The 18,738-nt window shown below is 64.4% G+C and carries 15 protein-coding genes, 1 tRNA gene, 1 other RNA gene and 1 pseudogene; 7 read left to right on the top strand and 11 right to left on the bottom strand.

All coding sequences use genetic code 11. The features are described 5' to 3' along the window. Positions 1-64 precede the first annotated feature (64 nt). Together FFY45_RS06375 and FFY45_RS06370 are read left to right on the top strand one after the other, a co-directional pair. On the top strand, positions 65-466 hold the full coding sequence (locus FFY45_RS06375; RefSeq protein ID WP_023904240.1) for an H-NS family nucleoid-associated regulatory protein: 402 nt from the start codon (positions 65-67) through the stop codon (positions 464-466). A 106-nt stretch (positions 467-572) separates the two neighbouring features. Beyond that, positions 573-648: transfer RNA gene (locus FFY45_RS06370), tRNA-Ala, on the top strand. Positions 649-821: 173 nt separating this feature from the next. Here the strand turns inward: FFY45_RS06370 and FFY45_RS06365 are convergent. After that, positions 822-1,028: a hypothetical protein gene (locus tag FFY45_RS06365; protein WP_176339802.1), complete on the bottom strand. Its 207-nt coding sequence runs from the start codon at positions 1,026-1,028 to the stop codon at positions 822-824. Between the two features lie 92 nt (positions 1,029-1,120). Between FFY45_RS06365 and FFY45_RS06360 the strand changes: the two genes are divergently transcribed. Then, positions 1,121-1,194, top strand: a non-coding RNA gene (locus FFY45_RS06360) — sX9 sRNA. A 185-nt stretch (positions 1,195-1,379) separates the two neighbouring features. Further along, positions 1,380-2,465, top strand: coding sequence for a GGDEF domain-containing protein (locus FFY45_RS06355; protein ID WP_176339801.1), 1,086 nt, complete (start codon positions 1,380-1,382; stop codon positions 2,463-2,465). Positions 2,466-2,515: 50 nt separating this feature from the next. Here FFY45_RS06355 and FFY45_RS06350 read toward each other — a convergent pair whose 3' ends face one another. Further along, on the bottom strand, positions 2,516-3,025 hold the full coding sequence (locus FFY45_RS06350; RefSeq protein WP_176339800.1) for a chemotaxis protein CheW: 510 nt from the start codon (positions 3,023-3,025) through the stop codon (positions 2,516-2,518). Positions 3,026-3,036: 11 nt separating this feature from the next. Continuing rightward, the gene (locus FFY45_RS06345) at positions 3,037-4,695 is read right to left on the bottom strand and encodes a methyl-accepting chemotaxis protein (RefSeq protein WP_176339799.1); all 1,659 of its coding nucleotides are present in this window, start codon (positions 4,693-4,695) and stop codon (positions 3,037-3,039) included. Between the two features lie 314 nt (positions 4,696-5,009). On the opposite strand from FFY45_RS06345, the gene FFY45_RS06340 reads away from it, so the two are divergent. Further along, positions 5,010-5,630: a DNA-3-methyladenine glycosylase gene (locus FFY45_RS06340; RefSeq protein ID WP_176339798.1), complete on the top strand. Its 621-nt coding sequence runs from the start codon at positions 5,010-5,012 to the stop codon at positions 5,628-5,630. Here FFY45_RS06340 and FFY45_RS06335 read toward each other — a convergent pair. Continuing rightward, positions 5,570-10,026: pseudogene (locus tag FFY45_RS06335) on the bottom strand (DEAD/DEAH box helicase). The gene FFY45_RS06340 and the pseudogene FFY45_RS06335 overlap by 61 nt on opposite strands. A gap of 421 nt (positions 10,027-10,447) precedes the next feature. Here FFY45_RS06335 and FFY45_RS06330 point away from each other — a divergent pair. Continuing rightward, the gene (locus FFY45_RS06330) at positions 10,448-10,792 is read left to right on the top strand and encodes a DUF3301 domain-containing protein (RefSeq protein WP_074057315.1); all 345 of its coding nucleotides are present in this window, start codon (positions 10,448-10,450) and stop codon (positions 10,790-10,792) included. A gap of 250 nt (positions 10,793-11,042) precedes the next feature. Here the strand turns inward: FFY45_RS06330 and FFY45_RS06325 are convergent, their stop codons facing one another. From FFY45_RS06325 to FFY45_RS06295, 7 genes are all read right to left on the bottom strand, one after another. After that, positions 11,043-11,486 (bottom strand): ClpXP protease specificity-enhancing factor, encoded by a 444-nt coding sequence (locus tag FFY45_RS06325; RefSeq protein ID WP_176339797.1) that lies wholly within the window; start codon positions 11,484-11,486, stop codon positions 11,043-11,045. A gap of 78 nt (positions 11,487-11,564) precedes the next feature. Beyond that, on the bottom strand, positions 11,565-12,200 hold the full coding sequence (locus tag FFY45_RS06320) for a glutathione S-transferase N-terminal domain-containing protein (protein WP_006453247.1): 636 nt from the start codon (positions 12,198-12,200) through the stop codon (positions 11,565-11,567). 949 nt (positions 12,201-13,149) lie between these two features. Next, the gene (locus FFY45_RS06315; protein WP_176339978.1) at positions 13,150-13,872 is read right to left on the bottom strand and encodes a cytochrome c1; all 723 of its coding nucleotides are present in this window, start codon (positions 13,870-13,872) and stop codon (positions 13,150-13,152) included. A gap of 28 nt (positions 13,873-13,900) precedes the next feature. Further along, complete coding sequence (locus FFY45_RS06310) at positions 13,901-15,160, bottom strand: cytochrome b (RefSeq protein WP_176339796.1); 1,260 nt, start codon at positions 15,158-15,160, stop codon at positions 13,901-13,903. Then, a complete protein-coding gene (gene petA, locus FFY45_RS06305; RefSeq protein ID WP_043907856.1) occupies positions 15,160-15,804 on the bottom strand; it encodes a ubiquinol-cytochrome c reductase iron-sulfur subunit in 645 nt (214 codons plus the stop codon). The genes FFY45_RS06310 and petA overlap by 1 nt, the downstream gene beginning before the upstream one ends. 177 nt (positions 15,805-15,981) lie before the next feature. Then, on the bottom strand, positions 15,982-16,986 hold the full coding sequence (locus FFY45_RS06300) for a lytic transglycosylase domain-containing protein (RefSeq protein WP_176339795.1): 1,005 nt from the start codon (positions 16,984-16,986) through the stop codon (positions 15,982-15,984). Between the two features lie 49 nt (positions 16,987-17,035). Further along, positions 17,036-18,001: a helix-turn-helix transcriptional regulator gene (locus FFY45_RS06295; RefSeq protein WP_176339794.1), complete on the bottom strand. Its 966-nt coding sequence runs from the start codon at positions 17,999-18,001 to the stop codon at positions 17,036-17,038. 119 nt (positions 18,002-18,120) lie between these two features. Between FFY45_RS06295 and FFY45_RS06290 the strand changes: the two genes are divergently transcribed. Beyond that, on the top strand, positions 18,121-18,735 hold the full coding sequence (locus FFY45_RS06290; RefSeq protein ID WP_176339793.1) for a glutathione S-transferase family protein: 615 nt from the start codon (positions 18,121-18,123) through the stop codon (positions 18,733-18,735). Positions 18,736-18,738 lie beyond the last annotated feature (3 nt).

The raw sequence follows: 18,738 nt of genomic DNA, 5'->3' as shown, positions 1-18,738 counted from the left end.
CCATAATGACGCGCGCCCTCTGGGCGGCGTCTCCACTACTTTTTTATTCCGAGGCTATACCTCTGTGAGCAATACCACTTCGAAACTGGATTCCATCGCACAAGCCAAAGCCAAGCTGCTGGAGGAACTGCAGAAGCTGGAAGAACAGGAGAAGACCGAGCGCGCAAGCGAAGCATCGTCTGCGCATGCCACCATCGTCTCGCTGCTCGAACAGTTCGCCGGCCACTTCAACACCAAGCAGCGCAACGATATCGCCGGTTACCTGGGTACCGGCACCGCACGCAAGGAAGTGGTCAAGAGCGGCCGTAGCGAAGTCAAGCCGAAGTACGAACTGCCACACACCGGCGAAACCTGGTCCGGCCGCGGCCGCACCCCCAAGGCCTTCGCTGCATGGGAAGGCTCGGTGTCGTACAAGGAATGGAAGGCCAAGAACCCGGACCTCAAGTTTCCGCTGATCGGCGAGTGATTGCAGCGCGTCATTGACCCCGGATCGCATCTTTGACGGTGCGGTCCGACACCGCAAGCCAGCCCTTGGCGAACCGCGCGGCATATGGTTAGAATCCAAAGCACGTGGGGCGGTAGCTCAGCTGGGAGAGCGTCGCGTTCGCATCGCGAAGGTCGAGGGTTCGATCCCCTTCCGCTCCACCATTGATTTTCAAAGAATCCTCGGGAACCACTGGTTGCCGGGGATTTTTTGTTTGTCGCGGACTGGCGGCATTCGGGTTACTCACTCGGCGCCGACCTGGGTTTTTGAGCGTGCGCAGCCGTGACAACGGAACCATGCCGCCAGGATCACACCGCGCGCGCTAACGTCCGTTTCTTCATTCACCCTGGACATGCACGCCATGAGCAATGAGCAGAAACAGCCCGACAACGTCACAGAGAATCAGCATGGCGCTGCCGAAAGCCAGCAGGACCGTCAGCACGATGAGGCGGCCAAGCAGCGCCCGGGCCAGAAGGACTTGCAGATCGACAAAGAAAACAACCGCCGTCCGCACGGCAACGCCGGTCAGGGCGAGTGATGCCACTGCGATGTCGGCACGCAGTCAGCCCGGACTAAAGCGGCTGGCAAAACTACTGCGCGGCCGCCAGGTGTGCGCGATCGGTGCTCGGAATCGGCATGTACCACTCGTCACTCCGGTTCCTGCGCGCCGCCCGCAGCCACCTAACGACCGCTCGCAGCGTTTTGTAGCCGCTCGAATATGGCTCGATGCGTACGCGCAGTAGCTCCTGTGGCAAGATCTAGGCACGCGCTCGCCGCTAGGGTGGCTGGCGCGCTAGTTCCAACAGTTAGGCGATGGCTCGGTTATACCGGCCATCGCCGTGCTCGCACCTTGTCTTTCACCGCCTGACGGCGCCCTGTTCCGGTGGTCCTTTGCATGCAGAATCCCGACGCGCCCGCGTTGAGCCTGATCCACGCGACACTGTTGCCCGGTGGCATCAATGCGACCTTCGGCGCGCGCATGCCGGCCAATGAAGACGATCGCCTGGCCGCACTGCACGATTACCAGATTCTGGATACCGCGCCCGAGCCCAGTTACGACGAATTCACTGCGATCGCTGCGGCAGTGTGCCGGACGCCGATGGCGCTGATTTCGCTGATCGACACGCAACGCCAGTGGTTCAAATCCAGGATCGGCATGCAGCCGCGCGAGACGCCGCGCAATCTGTCGTTCTGCGCGCATGCCATTCTCGAACCCGATCAGGTGATGGAAGTCGGCGACGCCCATCTGGACGCGCGTTTTGTCGACAATGCACTGGTCACCGGCGAACCGCAGATCCGCTTTTATGCAGGGGCCCCACTGCTGACCTCCGACGGTATCGCGCTGGGGACGCTGTGCGTGCTGGATCGCACGCCGCGGCGCCTGTCGGTGGCCGAACGCGACGCGCTGAAGGCGCTGGCGCGGCAAGTCGTCACTACCATCGAGTTGCGCCACGCAGCCAAGCTGGTCGAGCTGGACGCGCTGCGCGACGAACTCACCGGCTTGTGGAACCGCGCTGGTCTGGAGCGCGCAGTGCACGCGCTTGCAGACGCGCCGAGTGCTTCGCCTGAGCCATCGCTCGGCTTTCTGCTGATCGATCTGGATGGTTTCAAACGGCAGAAATTGCAGGCCGGCGCGGCTGCGGCGGATGCAACACTGGTCAAGGCCGCAAGAATGATCGAAGCACAGCTGCCGCCCACCGCAAGTGTGGCCCGATTGAATTCGGATCAGCTGTGTGTGGCATTGCCGTCGACGTCGGCGCAGGTCGCTGTGGAAACCGCCGAACGGATCCGCGCGGCAATCGAAACGGCCACCTGGCCGAATGCTCCGTTGACGGTCAGCATCGGGCTGGTGGATGCACCTGCCTGCGATTTGCACGACACCAATGCCTTGCTGGCGCGCGCGCGGCATGCATTGCAGTTCGCAGTACGCAGCGGGCGCAACCGCGTGCATCGCTTCGCTGGTTGGTACCTGCAGGATTGATTGGTAGCGCTCGCCAGATGCCTGGTTCAGGCGTCTGACGAGGCTGCAGCTCAGGCGGCCAGTGCATCGGCAGTGCCGGCAATCTCCTCGACATGCAGCACCTGCTCCATCTCCAGCAACACCACAAAGCGCTCGCCGACCTTGCCCATGCCGCGTAGCAGATCGCGGCGGATATGCGTACCGAACGCGGGCGCGGCTTCGATGTCCTGATCGGCCAGTTCGATCACCGCGTTGACCGCATCGACCAACATTCCGATCACCTGCGGTCCCTGTGCCTGTTCGGTAGCCAGAATCACGATGCAGCTGCGTTTGCCGATGGCGCTGTCGGCACGCCCCAGCCGCGCTTGCAGGTCCACCACCGGCACCACCGCACCGCGCAGATTGATCACCCCGCGCACGCAGGCCGGCATCGACGGCACCGGCGTGGGGGCGCGGTACTGGATGATTTCGCGAATGCCGAGAATGCTGATGGCGAAGGTTTCGCCGGCCAGTTGAAAGGTCAGATACTGGGCCGCCGCATCGGCGTCGCCAGGCATCACATCGGGGGTCTGTGCAGTCATCGATCGGTCTCTCAGAAGCGGGCGAACTGGCCTTCGTCCGGGCCCTCGGACATGGCGTAGGCCGGCGCTGCAGTGCTGCGCCACCCACGTGCAGCTGCGGCGCGTGCCGGACGTGCGGCGACCGCCTTGCCACGCTTGGGCGGCGTGCTCACAGGCCCCTGCCCGCCCAGGCGGAAGAACGCCATGCTCTGCTGCAGTTGTTCGGCCTGCGCGCTCATCTCTTCGGCAGTGGCGGCCAGTTCTTCGGACGCGCTGGCATTCTGCTGGGTGGTCTGACTGAGCTGCACCACCGCCGAGTTGATCTGACTGACGCCGGAAGATTGCTCTTCGGAGGCGGCGGAAATCTCCTGCACCAGATCCGAGGTGCGCTTGATGCTGGGCACGATGGTGTCCAGCAAACGCCCTGCGCGATCGGCCAATTCCACGCTGGAACTTGCCACTTCGCCGATCTCCTGCGCGGCTACCTGGCTGCGTTCGGCCAGCTTGCGCACCTCGGCGGCGACCACGGCAAAGCCCTTGCCATGTTCGCCGGCGCGCGCCGCTTCGATCGCCGCGTTGAGCGCGAGCAGATTGGTCTGATAGGCGATGTCGTCGATGATGCCGATCTTCTGCGCGATCTGCTTCATCGCCTGGGTGGTGGCGACTACTGCTTCGCCACCTTCGATGGTTTCTTTCGCGGCCTGGGTGGCCATGCCATCGGTAATGCGCGCGTTCTCGGTGTTCTGACTGATCGATGCGGTCATCTGTTCCAGCGATGCGCTGGTTTCTTCCACACCGGCGGCCTGTTCACTGGCGGCCTGCGACAGGCTCTGCGCAGTGGCACTGACTTCTTCCGATGCACTGGCCAGGGTCTCGGCACTGGTATTGACCTCGCCGACCACCTGCGACAGCTTCTGCACCATGGTGCGCATGGCTTCGAGCAACTGCGCGGTTTCATCGCGGCCCTGCACGTCGATACGCATGCTCAGATCGCCTTCCGACAGTCCATTGGCAACCGCCACTGCACGGCGGATCGGGCCAGTGACGCTACGGCTGATCACCACACCTAATATCGCGCCAAACAGCACACCTCCACAAATGATGGCGATCAGCAGTTTCGAAGCCCGCGCATGGATAGCACCGGTTTCCGCATTGGCCGATGCCGCGCTGCGCTCGCGCAGGCTGCTCAGATCGGTCATCAGGTTATCGACTTCATCCGAACTGGCGCGCACGGCACGCGACAGCACCGCCAATTCCGGATTGGTTTCGCGCAAGGCCTCGCGGTTGGCGACTTCGATAAAGCGGCCGCGCTCGTCCAGATACTTTTGCCAGGCGCGATCGAACTGCGCCAGCTTGGTCTTGCCCTCTTCGGTTTCGAAACTGCCACGCGCACGGGTGATGTGATCGACCACCCTGGCGGTGTACTTGTCGATGCTCTGCACATGCGACTGGCGTTCTTCGGCGCTGCTGGCCAACAACAGATTGGCACGTGCGCGGCCTGCATAAATGAGGTTGATATTGGCCTCTTTCACGTTCGACAAGCCAAGCAATTCGCGCTCGTACAGCGAGCTCGACAGGTCGCTGATACGGCCCGAGTTGGAATAGCCCACCCAGCCGATGCATGCGCCGATCGCCGAGACGATCAGGAACGCGACGATCAGCCTGGTTCCGATTCTGAAGTTGCCTAACATTGGAAAGTTCTCTTGAGGATGGTGCGCGCGACAAGCGCCGCAAGGACAAGCGATGGCGTGCTGCGAGGTAGCGATCACGACGACGCGGCGTTTCTAAACCGTTCGTTAATGGCTATCGGCGCAGGCAAAACGCGCTTGAGATGCGGGCATTACCGCAATGCCTATTCAGGCAATTGGATGTGCGCTTTTGTGACCGGTCATGCGCTCGCAGCAGCCCACATTCGGAAAAATCCTACCCGCGATTCGCCCGTTGTCCGGGACAGTCCCGAGGGACACCCGCAGCGACATCACGGCCGCGCCGCTAGGCTGCGTGCATGTCGCCTCGGCCACTCCCGCGCACGTTTTACGATCACGACGCACGCAGCGTCGCACCGCAATTGCTCAACAAGGTGTTGGTCAGTGCGGACGGACGACGCGGGCGCATTACCGAGGTCGAGGCGTATTGCGGCAGCGAAGATCCGGCAGCGCATTCGTTCCGCGGCATGACTCCACGCACGCAGGTGATGTTCGGTGCGCCCGGGCATCTGTATGTGTATTTCATCTACGGCATGCATTGGGCGATCAACGCGGTGTGCGGCGGCGCACCTGGCCATGCGGTGCTGATCCGCGCGCTCGAGCCGCTGGCCGGGATCGCCTCAATGCAGGCTGCACGTAACGCTGCCCCGCTCAAGACCTTGACCACCGGCCCCGGTCGCCTGGCCCAGGCATTCGGCGTCACGGCTGCCGATAACGGGCTGGATCTGACCGACGCAAGCGCGCGGCTATGGATCGAAGACGATGGCCTGCCGCCGCCATCGATTCAGCTGACAACGCCGCGCATCGGCATCCGCAAGGCGGTGGATTCGCCGTGGCGCTGGGTGGTCCCTGATAGCCGCTATTTGTCGCGCCCGCTTCCGCGCGTGACCGGCGCGCGCGCGGTGCTGCCGGGCGACTGAGCCAGCCATTGCTCCATCGGCGTCTGCTCGGCAGCGCCCGGGCCACGTTGCAGCAAGCGCAGTGCCTGGTCCGCGTGCTCGGCGGTGAGTTCCTGCAGTGGCTGGAAGCGATCTGCCGCCCACACCGCCACCGGCAGGCCATCGAGATAAGCGATACGATTGCCCGGCACGCGCGCGATGCGCTCGCCCGGCAGAAGACTGCCGAGCAGATTGCTGGGGTCGCTCGCACTCACGCACACCCACTGCCCTTGCAGCGGCTGTGCACGCACCCGGCGCAGCGCGGCAATCGCGTCCGGCAACGCAAATTGTTCGCCAGACAGGCCCCCGATAAAGCGACCACCCCGGATCTCGCCGCGCGCTTCCAGCCGTTGATACATGCGCAGCAATTCGCGCCACGGCGGCAACCATGCTGCCTCGCGTTCGAGCAACCGCCAACAGACCACGCCATAACGACGCAGCAGCGTGCGCGCAACGTGTTCGAGGGTTTCCTGATGCCGCTCGCCAGCTTCGGCCAACGGCAATTCCGGCAACGTGCGCACCGGCGCCCAGCGACCGGCATCGCGAATGCCCAGCGCACTGGCACGGCGACGTTGGCGCGACAACGCGCTCGGCCGCTTGGACGCCGGTACCAGCAGCGCACGCAGCCCGGCGTAACTATCGCAATGCGCTTGGCCACGCATCACCAGCTCGCTCAACGCGTCTTCCAGCTCGGTACTCATCAAGCGGGCGGCATCGGCGATCTCATCGAAGAACAACGCACCTTGCTGCTGCAACACCTCTGCCACGCGCTGCGCGCGCGAGCCCAGGGGTGCGTCATCGACACCGCGTGCCAGGCTGCTCCAGCGCTGCGCTTCGCGACGCGGCAATAACACGATGGGTGTTGCGCGCAACGCGGCACCACTGCGACCACCGCCGGGACGCAAGCGTGCCCACACGGTGCGCCCGGCCGTGCACAACTCGTCCAGCCACGCCGGTTGGTAGTCGCGTACGCGCGCAGGTAGCAGCTCGCTCTCCCACAGCAACGCGGGCGCTTCGAAGCCTTCCAGCTGCCCGACAACACCGGCCAAAGCATCCGGCCCGGCCACACGACTGGCGCTGTCGAGGTGCTGCCACTCGAACAGAAAGCGCGCGTAATCGCGTTGCGACACCGGTTCGATCTCGCGGCGCAAGCGCCCCAGGGTGTAGCGATGGATGCGCGCCAACAGATGACGTTCGCACCATTCCTCCGACTGCGCCTGCGCACTGAACTGCCCGGCCATGACATAGCCCTCGCGCTGCAATGCCGCCAGCGCGAGCACGATCTCGGCCTGCGGCAAATGCAGTGCGCCCGCCAATGCCGGCACCTGCGCCGGGCCGATCGCAGACAGGCGCCCGCGCAGCAGTTCGCGCACAGCCCAGTCGCGTTCCCACTCGGCGACACGGCAATCGGCCGGCGCCTGCAACGGCGGTTGTGGCGACGCATCTGGATACAGCGGCATGAACCAGTCGATGCGCTCGGCGCTGATCCATAGCGCGGGCGCACCGTTCAACGCGATGCAGCTGGCACGACCATCGGCAGCCAGCGCAGCCAACCAGGCCTGCCATTGCGCATCGGCGGCTTCGTCGACGGGCAATACGCCAAGCCCGACCAGCGCTTCGTGCATTTCTTCGGCATCGCGTGGCTGCGGCCAGGCTTCCTCGCGCACCGAGGCGATGGCATCGGGATCGAGCCGGCCCAGATCGTCGCTGGTCTGCGGCGTGTAGCGGCGGTTTTGCACCGCCTGGGTGCGGCGCTCTTCCAACGGTGCGTCGTCCAGAAACGCGTACGGACGCGCGTTCAAGGCCTCGGCCGCCAGCGGCGATGGCGCGGCCAGATCGCGCGCCACCACCGTGATTGCGCCGGATTCCAGCCCACGCAGCACCTGCAACCAGCCTTCGCTGTCCATGGCCTGATGCAGGCAGTCTTGCAGCGTCTGCGTCACCAATGGATGGTCCGGCACCTGCCGTTCGCCGACCAGATTCTCCGCGCAGGCGACCTGATCGGGGAACACGCTCGCCAACAGATCTTCGGACTTCATCCGTTGCAACTGCGGCGCCACCTTGTTACCGCCAGTGAAGCGCGGCAACGCCATCGCATTGGTCGCATTCCAGCGCCAGCGCACGCCGAACAGCGGCGCATCCAGCACCGCCTGGATCAGCACATGCTCGGCCGATGACGAGTGCAGATAACGAGCCACCTCCTCCAGTGCAAAACTATGACTGGTGGACAGCGACAGCACGATCGCATCTTCGGTTGCCGCCGCCTGCAATTCGAAATTGAAGGTGCGACAAAAACGCTTGCGCAACGCCAGCCCCCACGCGCGATTGATGCGGCTGCCATACGGCGAGTGGATCACCAGCTGGGTGCCGCCGCTGGCATCGAAGAAGCGCTCCATCACCAGGCACTGCTGGGTCGGCATGGTGCCCAGCGCCGCGCAGGCGTGCGCGAGATAGTCCACCAGTTGGCGCGCGGCTTCGGCGGCCAGACCCAACTCGCTGCAGAGCCAATCACAGGCGGCTTGATGTGGCGCGGTGGCGCGTGGCGTGCTGTCGAGTAGCGCGCCTTCGAACGGCGTGGCATCGAGGGGCATGCTGTCCAGCCGTGCGGCGATCTCGCCACGCAACCGCGACACCGCCGCCGACAATTCATCGCTGCGGCCCGGTGCTTCGCCCAGCCAGAACGGAATGTTCGGCGGCGCGCCCTTGGCATCTTCCACCCGCACGCGGCCCGCATCCACGCGCAGGATGCGGTAGCTGGCATTGCCGAGCTGAAACACATCGCCGGTCAGGCTTTCGACCGCGAAATCCTCGTTCACCGTGCCGATCTTTTCCGCCTGCGGCTCCAGCACCACGCTGTAATCGCCGGTTTCGGGAATGGTGCCGCCGGAGGTCAGCGCGGTCATGCGCGCACCGCGGCGTGCATGCAGGCGGCGGTGCACCGCATCACGATGCAGATAACCCGCACGCGGCCCGAGCCGGGTACTGAAGCCATCGCACAGCATGCCCACCACGCGATCGAACGTCTCCCGGCTCAGCTGAGCGAATGGCCACGCGCGGCGCACCAGCGCGAACAGCGCATCTTCATCCCAGTCCTCGCAGGCGGCCTCGGCCACGAGTTGTTGTGCAAGCACATCGATCGGCGCGAGCGGAATCCGTAGCGCGTCCAGCTCGCCGCGGCGCACGCTATCGAGCAGCGCAGCGCATTCGACCAACTCGTCACGGGTCTGCGGAAACAGCCGCGCCTTCGGCGTGCCACCGACCGCATGCCCGGCGCGTCCGGCGCGTTGCAGAAACGTGGCGATCGAACGTGGCGAGCCGAGCTGGCAGACCAGGTCGACATCGCCGATATCCAGCCCGAGTTCCAGCGATGCGGTGGCCACCAATACGGTCAATTCGCCAGCCTTGAGGCGCTGCTCGGCCAGCAGGCGCGTCTCGCGCGACAGGCTGCCGTGATGTGCGGCCACGCGCTGTTTGCCGAGCAGATCGCCCAGATGCCGCGCGGCCCGCTCGGCCATGCGCCGTGTGTTGACGAATACCAGCGTGGTGCGGTGTTGCTGCGCCAGCGCGGCCACCTCGGCATACACCTGCAGCCACTGGTCGTTGGACATCACCACGCTCGCGGCGTCGGCGGCAAGGCCAGTGCGAGATCGCGCGTGCGGGTGTAGCCGATATCCACGATCTCGCACTGCGGTGGAGGTTGCCCGGCTTCGCCGACGCCGACCAGAAATTGCGCGACCGTTTCAATCGGCTTTTGCGTGGCAGACAGCCCGATGCGGGTGATCGGGCGCTCGGCCAATCGTTGCAGACGCGCCAGCGTCAGGCTCAGATGGCTGCCGCGTTTGTCCGCCGCCACCGCATGGATTTCATCGACGATGACGGTGCGCACGTGGCGCAGTGCGTTGCGCCCGGAGGCCGAGCCCAGCAGCACATACAAGGACTCCGGCGTGGTCACCAGAATATGCGGCGGCACGCGCCGCAGTCTGGCCCGCTCACGCTGCGGTGTGTCGCCGGTACGCACCGCGGTGCGCACTGCCACATCCGGCAAACCGTCTGCGCGCAGGGCTGCGCGGATGCCTTGCAGCGGCGCGTCCAGATTGAGATGGATGTCGTTGGATAGCGCCTTCAGCGGCGACACGTAGACCACGCGGGTTTCGTCCGGCAATGCGCCGCCGTTGGCCAGACCATCGCGGATCAGCGCATCGATGGCGGCGAAGAACGCGGTCAGCGTCTTGCCCGAACCGGTCGGCGCAGCCACCAGCGTATGCCGCCCGGCCTGGATCGCCGGCCACGCGGCAATCTGCGCCGGCGTCGGCGCAGCAAAGGTCTGCGCGAACCATGCGGCCACGACAGGATGGAACTGCTGCAGAACAGGATGCATAGGCAATGCCCCGAACCGTCGCGCCAAGTTAGAGCGAGCGGTGCGCGGATTCAACTCGGCGGGAGTTCACTGGATGGGGGTGCGCGGTCGCTGACGCAAGCCAGCCACCGCGATGGCGGTGAATCGTTTAGTGCGGTGATCGATGCTGCTGCCTAGCGTTCAGACGAGTGTGTTCAGCGCTAGCAATCGACGTATCGCGGGTACATATCCGCCTGTGCGCGCCCGGCCGATGCACGTTTGCGACGTGTGCTCAGCCAATGCTGGGACAGCGAGGACGATTCAATTGCCGGTGCAACGAGGACGCTAGCTGCGTGATCGTCGGATACTGGGCGATGCCGGATGTCCTGCTACCGGCCAACGCAACGCTGCGGCCCGGCACGACGATTGTCGATCGGGCGCATGCCGTGGCACATTGGCGCCCATGCCCAGCCTTATTCTCTTCATGATTGCCGGCGCCGCGCTGTACGCGTTCTGGAACTCCTCGCGTGCCGCTGCCGAACGCGCCGATATCCTCGGCCGCAATGCCTGCCGCGCCGCCGATGTGCAGTGGCTGGACCAGAGCGTGCATTCCACCAATATCCGTATTTGCCGCAAACCCAATGGTTGGCTGGGCTTCGAGCGGACGTTTCGTTTCGAGTATTCGCATGACGGCGTCGACCGCCACAGTGGTCGCCTGGTGCTGCGCGGCGATCAGCTGATCGCCTTCACCGGCCCGCAAGTGGCCACGGTGACGCCGCTGAGCCCGGATCATCAGCGTTTGAATTGAGCGTGGCTTGACTGGTTTGCGCAGATCCGAATGCGTCGTTTGCGCTTGAGCATGTGCCACTGCAGTCTGCGCTGCGCTGATGACGCATCGACAGCTCCGATGCTTCGACTGCAGCGTGCCTGCCCAGCAGCACGCCTGCTCGTCGCAGCACCATTGTCCATCTGTGCCGCATGCGCACAGTGCGCATCAGTAACCGAAGCGCCTGCCACACATCGAACGCCGGACGCGCAATGCGCGCCCGGCCGTCCACTTACTTGACCACACGCAAATGCGGGCGCTTGCCGGCGCTTGGCGACTCGTCCGGCGTAGGCGGGCTCGGTGGCGGCGGTGCACCGGGATCCGGTGGCTCGGTGCTGGTGCCCGGGATGTCGTCCGGCAAGGCCATGCCCTGCCCGGTCTCGCGTGCGTACACCGCCAGCACGGCGGCCATCGGCACCATCACCGGATAGCTGACGCCGCCGAAGCGCGCAGTAAAGCGCACGCTTTCGTTGTCGACCTGCAGTCCGACCACGGCGCGCTCGGCGATGTTCAACACGACGCGACCGTCCTTGACGGCACTGGCAGGCACCTGCACGCCAGGCAATCCTGCGTCCACCAGAACGTGCGGCGTCATGCCGTTGTCGTTGATCCATTCGACCAAGGCCCGCAACAGGTACGGGCGATGGCTGGTCATGCGGGGGAAATCTTCGCTCATGGCGTCATTTTACCCGCACACGGCCCGCAGCGGCGGCGCTACGATCGGACCTCGGTCTGTTGGCATACAGCCCTCGCATCAGCCCGGCATGTCGCGCAGTTTGCGTTCCTGATCGGTCAAGCTGCGGATGAAGCCGGGATTGCGGAAGATCCGGTTGCCATAGTCCTCGATCGCCTTGCCGTCCTTGGGCAGGCCGATCTCCAATGCGTCCAGTCGCCAGATGATCGGCGCCATGGCGCAATCGGCCAGACTCATTTCCGGATTGAGGAAGAATTTGCTGGCCTTGAACAACGGCACCGATGCGGTGAGCAGTTCCTTCAGGCGCTTGCGGCCGGCTTCGGCCTGGGTCTTGTTGCCGAGCTGGATGGCCTGCACCTGCGGCACCCAGTCGTGCTCGATCCGCAGCATCGCCAGACGCAGGCGCGCGCGCGACAGCGGGTCGACCGGCATCAGCGGCGGATGCGGATAGCGCTCGTCCAGGTACTCGCTGACCACCGATGCGGCGTACAGCACCAAGTCGCGTTCGACCAGGGTGGGAACCGAATGATAGGGATTGAGATCGATCAGATCTTCGGGAGGATTTTGTGGGTCGACCGGCACCAGGTCGTAGGTCACCCCTTTCGCCGCCAGGACCAGCCGGACCCGGTGGCACAACACGTCGTCGTTGGACGAAAACAAAGTCAAGGTATTCCGCATACGCACACTCGTCGCCATTCAAGGCTCTCCGACGACCGGAATCCGCCGGCCGCATCGGCGCAGCCGGCCCAACGCCGACCGTCACCACGGTCCTTTGAGTGTGCAATCACGTCACGCAAAAGCCAAGGGTGATAAGGCCTCAAAAACACGAACAAGCCATGTTGTCGTGTTGAATGTCGGGCTCACCGGGCGATTACGCGTCTTTGGCAGGTGGATATGCGGCTGATCTGCGGATTGGCTGCGGGGCCATTGCCCGCCCACCATCGCGCGACACGCCGCAAGTACGTCCTTGTAGCGTCATCGGCAGATCGGCGCGCGGCTGATCTGCGAATTTGCTGCAGGGCCATTGCCAGCCCACCATCGCGCGACACGCCGCAAGTACGTCCTTGTAGCGTCATCGGCAGGTCGGCGCGCGGCTGATCTGCGGGTTTGCTGCAGGGTCCTTGCCCGCCCACCATCGCAGGACACGCTGCAAGTACGTCCTTGTAAGCTCTTACGCGGCATCCATGCCGCGTAAGGTCCCGCGACGGTGGGCGGGCAAGGACCAGTCGAGATGGTCGGTTTGCATGGTTTTAAACTAGGTGTGCATGGTTTTAAACAAAGCAACCGATCAACTCTCTGGTGCCGTGTCCTCACCGATTGCGGGACCGTGTGGCGGCATGGATGCCGCCACCGAGCCTCCAGGGCGGATTCACGGCGTGTCCCGCGAGCGGTGAGGACATCGCGCCCTCGACCAGCCAACCAACCGACCAACACGGCCTGGGACGATCGAGGTAGCGCCAAGAGAGGCTAACAAAAATGACTGCGCGACATCCAGACAGGCGCAGCCCGTGCTCGGAATCGTATGTACCACTCATACACTCCGATTCCTTCGCGGCATCCACCCAAGCCCAGCGATCACCAAATTTTGTCAGCTGCGCCTAGGCGGCAGCGGCAGTGCGCGGCCGCTGCCGGATTCACAGCGCGATCAATGCACGTCCTTCCAGTATTCCTTCTTGAGCAGGTAGGCGATGAAGGTGAGAAAGGCCAGGAACAGGATTACCCACACGCCCATGCTTTGCCGCTTCAGCGCAGCCGGCTCGCCCGCGTACTCGAGGAAGTTGGAGATATCGCGCACGGTCTGATCGAACTCGACCGGTGTCTGCCGTCCAGCTTGACCGAGCTTGAGCGCCTGCACCGGCTTGTCGCCGGTGGCCTTGTCCGGCGGCCCGTACTGCGCTTGTTGCAGGCCTTGCAGTTCCCACAGCGGATTGGGCATGGACGCGTTCGGAAACAACTGATTGTTCCAGCCCAATGGACGGGTCTGATCCAGATAGAACGACTTGAGGTAGGTATAGACCCAGTCGGTGCCGCGCACGCGGGCGATCAGGGTCAGATCCGGCGGCGCCTTGCCGAACCATTTGGTCGCTGCATCGTGCGGCATGGTGCCTTCGATGTGCTCGCCGATCTTGGCGCCGGTGAAGTTGAGGTTGGCCATGACCTCCGCTTCGCTCAAGCCCAGATCGCTGGCCATGCGCGAATAACGCAGGTACTTCAGCGAATGGCAGCCGGAGCAGTAGTTCATGAACAACTGCGCGCCGCGTTGCAGCGAGGCGCGATCGCTCAGATCGTTACCGGCCTGATGGACCGCCCCGCCTTCGGCCGCCATCGCACCGCCGGCAACGAGCAGACCGCACAGCAGCGCAACCATGCGCGACTTCCATGACTTCAACATAGGCTTAGTCATGCGTGGTCACCCGCTCCGGTACCGGCTTGGTCTTGTCCAGCCGCGTCCACACCGGCATGGTGATGAAGAAGGCGAAGTACAGGAAGGTCAGCACCCGCCCGACATAGGTTTCGTGTGCGTCGGTGCCCGGCCCGGAACCGATCACGCCCAGCCACACGAAGCACACCACCAGCACGCCGAGCGCAACCTTGGAGATCCAGCCGCGGTAGCGGATTGAGCGGACCTTGGCGCGATCCAGCCATGGCACCAGAAACAGGATCGCGATCGCCGAGAACATCACCAACACGCCACCGAGCTTGTTTGGCACCACCCGCAACATCGCGTAGTACGGCGTGTAGTACCACACCGGTTTGATGTGCTCCGGCGTCACCAGCCGGTTGGCCTCGGTGAAGTTGTCGTGCTCGAGAAACAGACCACCGAAGGCTGGTGCGAAGAAGATGATGAAGGCCGCGATCAGCAGCAGGAAACCGACACCGACCAGATCCTTGACCGTGTAATACGGATGAAACGGGATACCGTCGGCCGGCTTGTGCGCATCCCAGCGATTGCCCTTGGGACCTTTCTTTATGTCGACGCCATCGGGATTGTTGGAACCCACTTCATGCAGCGCGCCCAGGTGCAGCACGATCAGCAACAACAGCACCAACGGCAACGCGATCACATGCAACGCAAAGAAGCGGTTGAGCGTGGCATCGCCGGGCAGATAGTCGCCCATGATCCATTCGGTCAAGCCATTGCCGATCACCGGAATGGCGCCGAACAAGGAGATGATCACCTTCGCGCCCCAGAACGACATCTGCCCCCAGGGCAGCACGTAGCCCATGAAGGCTTCGGCCATCAGCACCAGATAGATCAGCATGCCGAGGATCCACACAAGCTCGCGTGGCTTCTGGTAACTGCCGTACATCAGCCCGCGGAACATGTGCAGATACACCACGATGAAGAACAGCGAGGCACCGGTGCTGTGCATGTAGCGGATCAGCCAGCCCCACTCCACGTCGCGCATGATGTATTCGATCGAAGCGAACGCATCGGCAGCGCTGGTCTTGTAGTGCATCGTCAGGAAGATGCCGGTGACGATCTGGTTGACCAGCACCACCATCGCCAGCGAGCCGAAGTAGTACCAGATGTTGAAGTTCTTCGGCGCGTAGTACTCGCTGACATGCTTGCGATAGACCGGCATCAGGCCGGGCGCGCGCTCGTTGACCCACTCGAACACGCCGTTCGCGGTACGGACAAGAATATTGCTCATCAGGCAGCCCCCGTGCTTTTGGCCGACGTACCGGCGCCATCCGGATCGACGCCGATGACCAGCGTGTTGTCGTCCACGTAGTGGTGTGGGGGCACCAGCAGGTTGATCGGTGCCGGCACGCCGTCGAAGACGCGGCCGGACATGTCGAAGCGCGATTTATGGCAGGGGCAGAAGTAGCCGCCCTTCCATTGCGGGTCGTAGGGCTCGGGCCGGATCTCGGCGACCATCTCGGGCGAACACCCCAGATGCGTGCACAGGCCCACCAATACCGAGATATCGGACTTGATCGAGCGGTACTCGGGGTTCTTCAGCACGTAGTCCGGCTGCTGGTCCTTGTTCTCGGACTTGGGGTCCTTGAGCCGGTCGTCCAGCGAGGGCAGTGCGTCGAGCATCGCCTTGGAGCGCTTGACGATCCAGATCGGCTGACCGCGCCACTCCAGAACCAGCCGTTGCCCTTCCTGCAAGGCGCTGATGTCGGCGGTCACCGGTGCGCCGGCCAACTTGGCGCGTGCACTGGGATTCCACGACTTCACGAACGGAACTGCAACAAATCCTGCTCCGACCGCACCGACCACGGAGGTTGTCGCGGTCAAAAACCGACGACGCCCGAGATCAGCAGGTGCGTTAACCCCATCGTTGGCCATCCGGCTCTCCGATCTTGATTAGGTAGCGTGAGGCTGCCAACGGCTGGCGGGGGGTCCAGCCGCGATGAATCGACCGCAGTGTAGCGGAACGCTTAATGCACAGACAATGCAATGTACGCAGTCGGAGCTGCGCTGTGCAAACGCTGCATGCAGATGCGTGTCGATAACGCACGCAGCTCAGTTGGCTGCCGTGGTCTGCCCGCGATAGCGACCGGCCAGCAGGCCGACGCGTTGTACATAGCGCTGGGTCTCGCTGTAAGGCGGCACGCCGCCATAGCGATCCACCGCGCCCTCGCCCGCGTTGTAGCCGGCAGCGGCAAGCGTGAGATCGCCGTTGAAGCGTTTCAACAACCAGGACAGATACTGCACGCCGCCGCGAATATTTTGCGATGCATCATAGGCGTCGCTGACGCCGAAGCGGCGCGCGGTTCCGGGCATCAGCTGCATCAACCCTTGCGCACCGGCACGGCTGAGCGCCAGCGGGTTGTAGGCCGACTCGGCATGGATGATCGCACGCACGATCGCTTCTTCGACCCCGAACTCACGTGCCGCCGCAGTGATTTCCTGCTGGTAGGCATTGGTGTTGAGCCGGATCGCACCAAAGTTGACGCCGGGCTTGGCGCCGCAGGCGTAGCAGGTCTCGATAAAGCTGTAGTGGATGGTGCGCAGGCCTTCGATGCTGGCGACCTGGCGCGGGCGTGCGCTGGTGTAGTGGCGCACGCCATCCTTCATATAGGAATAGACCTGCCCGCTGACCACCCGACGCGGATTGACCGCCGTTGCGGCGGCAGGCGCCTGCACGATGGAAGTCTCTGACACCGGCAGCGCGCGCGGCACCACCGCTGAAGCGATCTCGGCAGCGCGACGTGGCGGTTGGCTGACCGGTTGGCTGACCGACTGGCTGATGATGGTGGCCGGCGCGCCGCTGTCGATATTGGCGATACTGCGCGCAGGGGCGGCAATCGAGCCGGGCGTCGCGCGTACCGAAGACGGCGGTGAGCGGCGGGTAGAGCGATCCGGGGTGTAACTGCTGATGACGCTGCAGGCGGCGCCGCTCTGGCGCTTGCTCAAATAGCTGGTGATGCCGTCGCCGCTGACGCACTTGTACAACGTGCCGGCGCTGGCCGGCGCCGCCGACAACGTGACAAGTAACAGCCCCAGCACTCTTGACATCCCCTTCATGTGGCGGAGTGTCCCAGCTTGCCCTGGGCTTGCCAAGTGTCGGCCGGCGTTACCGGGGTAGCTGGTCCAGTTGCGCGCGCAACGCGTTCAGGGCCTGGGTCAGCGGTTCACGCACATCGGCAGGAGAGATCGCCTCGAACGGCAGTTCGAGCAGAAGCAGATTGGCCGCCAGGGCCGGCATGCTCGGGGCGCCCAGACCAAGCCAGCAATGTTCTGGCCCGTCGGCTTCCAGCGCACCCAGCCAAGGCGGGATGCGCGCGGCCAGTGCGTCCAGCGTGCCTTGCAGGCGTACCCGCGCCCGGCATGGGAATGGCGACTCGCCGATCGCCTTGCGCAACAACTGCAGCGGCTCTTCCGGCAGCGCGCGGGCGGCGAACTGCGCGCCGGTCGCGACGGCCTGATCGATACGGTCGGCACGCAGGGTGCGCCAGTCCTGGCGCTCGCAGTCCCAGACCAGCAAGTACCAGCGCCGCCCGTAATTCACCAGCAACGCCGGCTCGACGCAGCGGGTGATCGGCGCGCCGGAATGGCGGCGATAGTCAAGCCGCAAGCAAACCCTGTCGCGGCAGGCACTGGCCAGTTGCGCCAGCAGTGCCGCGTCCACCAACGCGCTGGCGTCCATGATCGGCAGACTGGCCATGGCCGCGTGCGCGGCGCTGGCGCGCTGGCCGCTGCGTCGCGGCAACAGCGGATCGAGCTTGGCCAGCACCCGCGCAGCTGCCGCGTCCATGTCGCGGATTGTCGGCGCGGCGGCACGCAAAGCGATCGCTACGGTGAGCGCTTCGTCTTCTTCGAACAACAGCGGCAAGGCGGCGGCGCCCTGCCCCAACTGGTAGCCGCCGCCGGCTCCAGGCACTGCATGCACCGGGTAGCCGAGCTCGCGCAGGCGTTCGATATCGCGCCGCACGCTGCGCGGATGAATCTCCAGGCGCTCAGCCAGGGCCACGCCGGACCAGCTCCGGCCGCCTTGCAGCAGAGAAAGCAGACGCAACAGGCGGGCAGCGGTCGAGGCCATCGCGTCACCGTATTGCGGACAGAAAGTGTCCGCAATAGCTGCGTAGGATGACGTCATCGACTCCTGCTGCACGAACGCTTGCCGTTTGAACTCCTGCCGCATCCACCAAGGAACCCGCAATGCCCGACGACCGCCACATCACACTTTTCCACAATCCCCGCTCGCGCTCGCGCGGCGTGCTGGTCCTGCTGGAAGAGCTCGGCGCCAGCTACAGCCTGCAGATCCTCGATCTGGAAAAAGGCGAACAGCTCGCACCGAATTATCTGGCGATCAACCCGATGGGCAAGATCCCGGCGATCCGGCACGGCGACAGCGTGGTCACCGAACAGGGCGCGATCTATCAGTACCTGGCCGAGCTGTATCCGGAAGCCGGCCTGTCGCCGGCACCGGGCGATGCCGATCGCGGCGCCTATCTGCGCTGGCTGGCCTTCTACGGTTCGGCGTTCGAGCCGGCGATCATCGACCGCGCGATGAAACGCGACGCCCCGCCGCGCGCGATCTCGCCGTACGCCGACTGCGACACGGTGCTGCAGGTGGTCGATGCGCAGCTGGCCAAGGGCGACTATCTGTTGGGCGATCGTTGCAGCGCGGCCGATGTGCTGTGGGGCGGCGCGCTTGGCTGGATGGTCGATTTCGGCCTGGTCGACCCGCCCGCATCCACCCGCGCCTACATTGCACGCATGGCCGACCGGGCGGCATTCGGCCGCGCCGAGGCGATCAACGCCAGGCCCTGAGCA

Source organism: Xanthomonas hortorum, assembly GCF_011305375.1.
Lineage (GTDB): Bacteria > Pseudomonadota > Gammaproteobacteria > Xanthomonadales > Xanthomonadaceae > Xanthomonas > Xanthomonas hortorum_E.
This window is presented reverse-complemented; position numbering and strand designations above follow the sequence as displayed.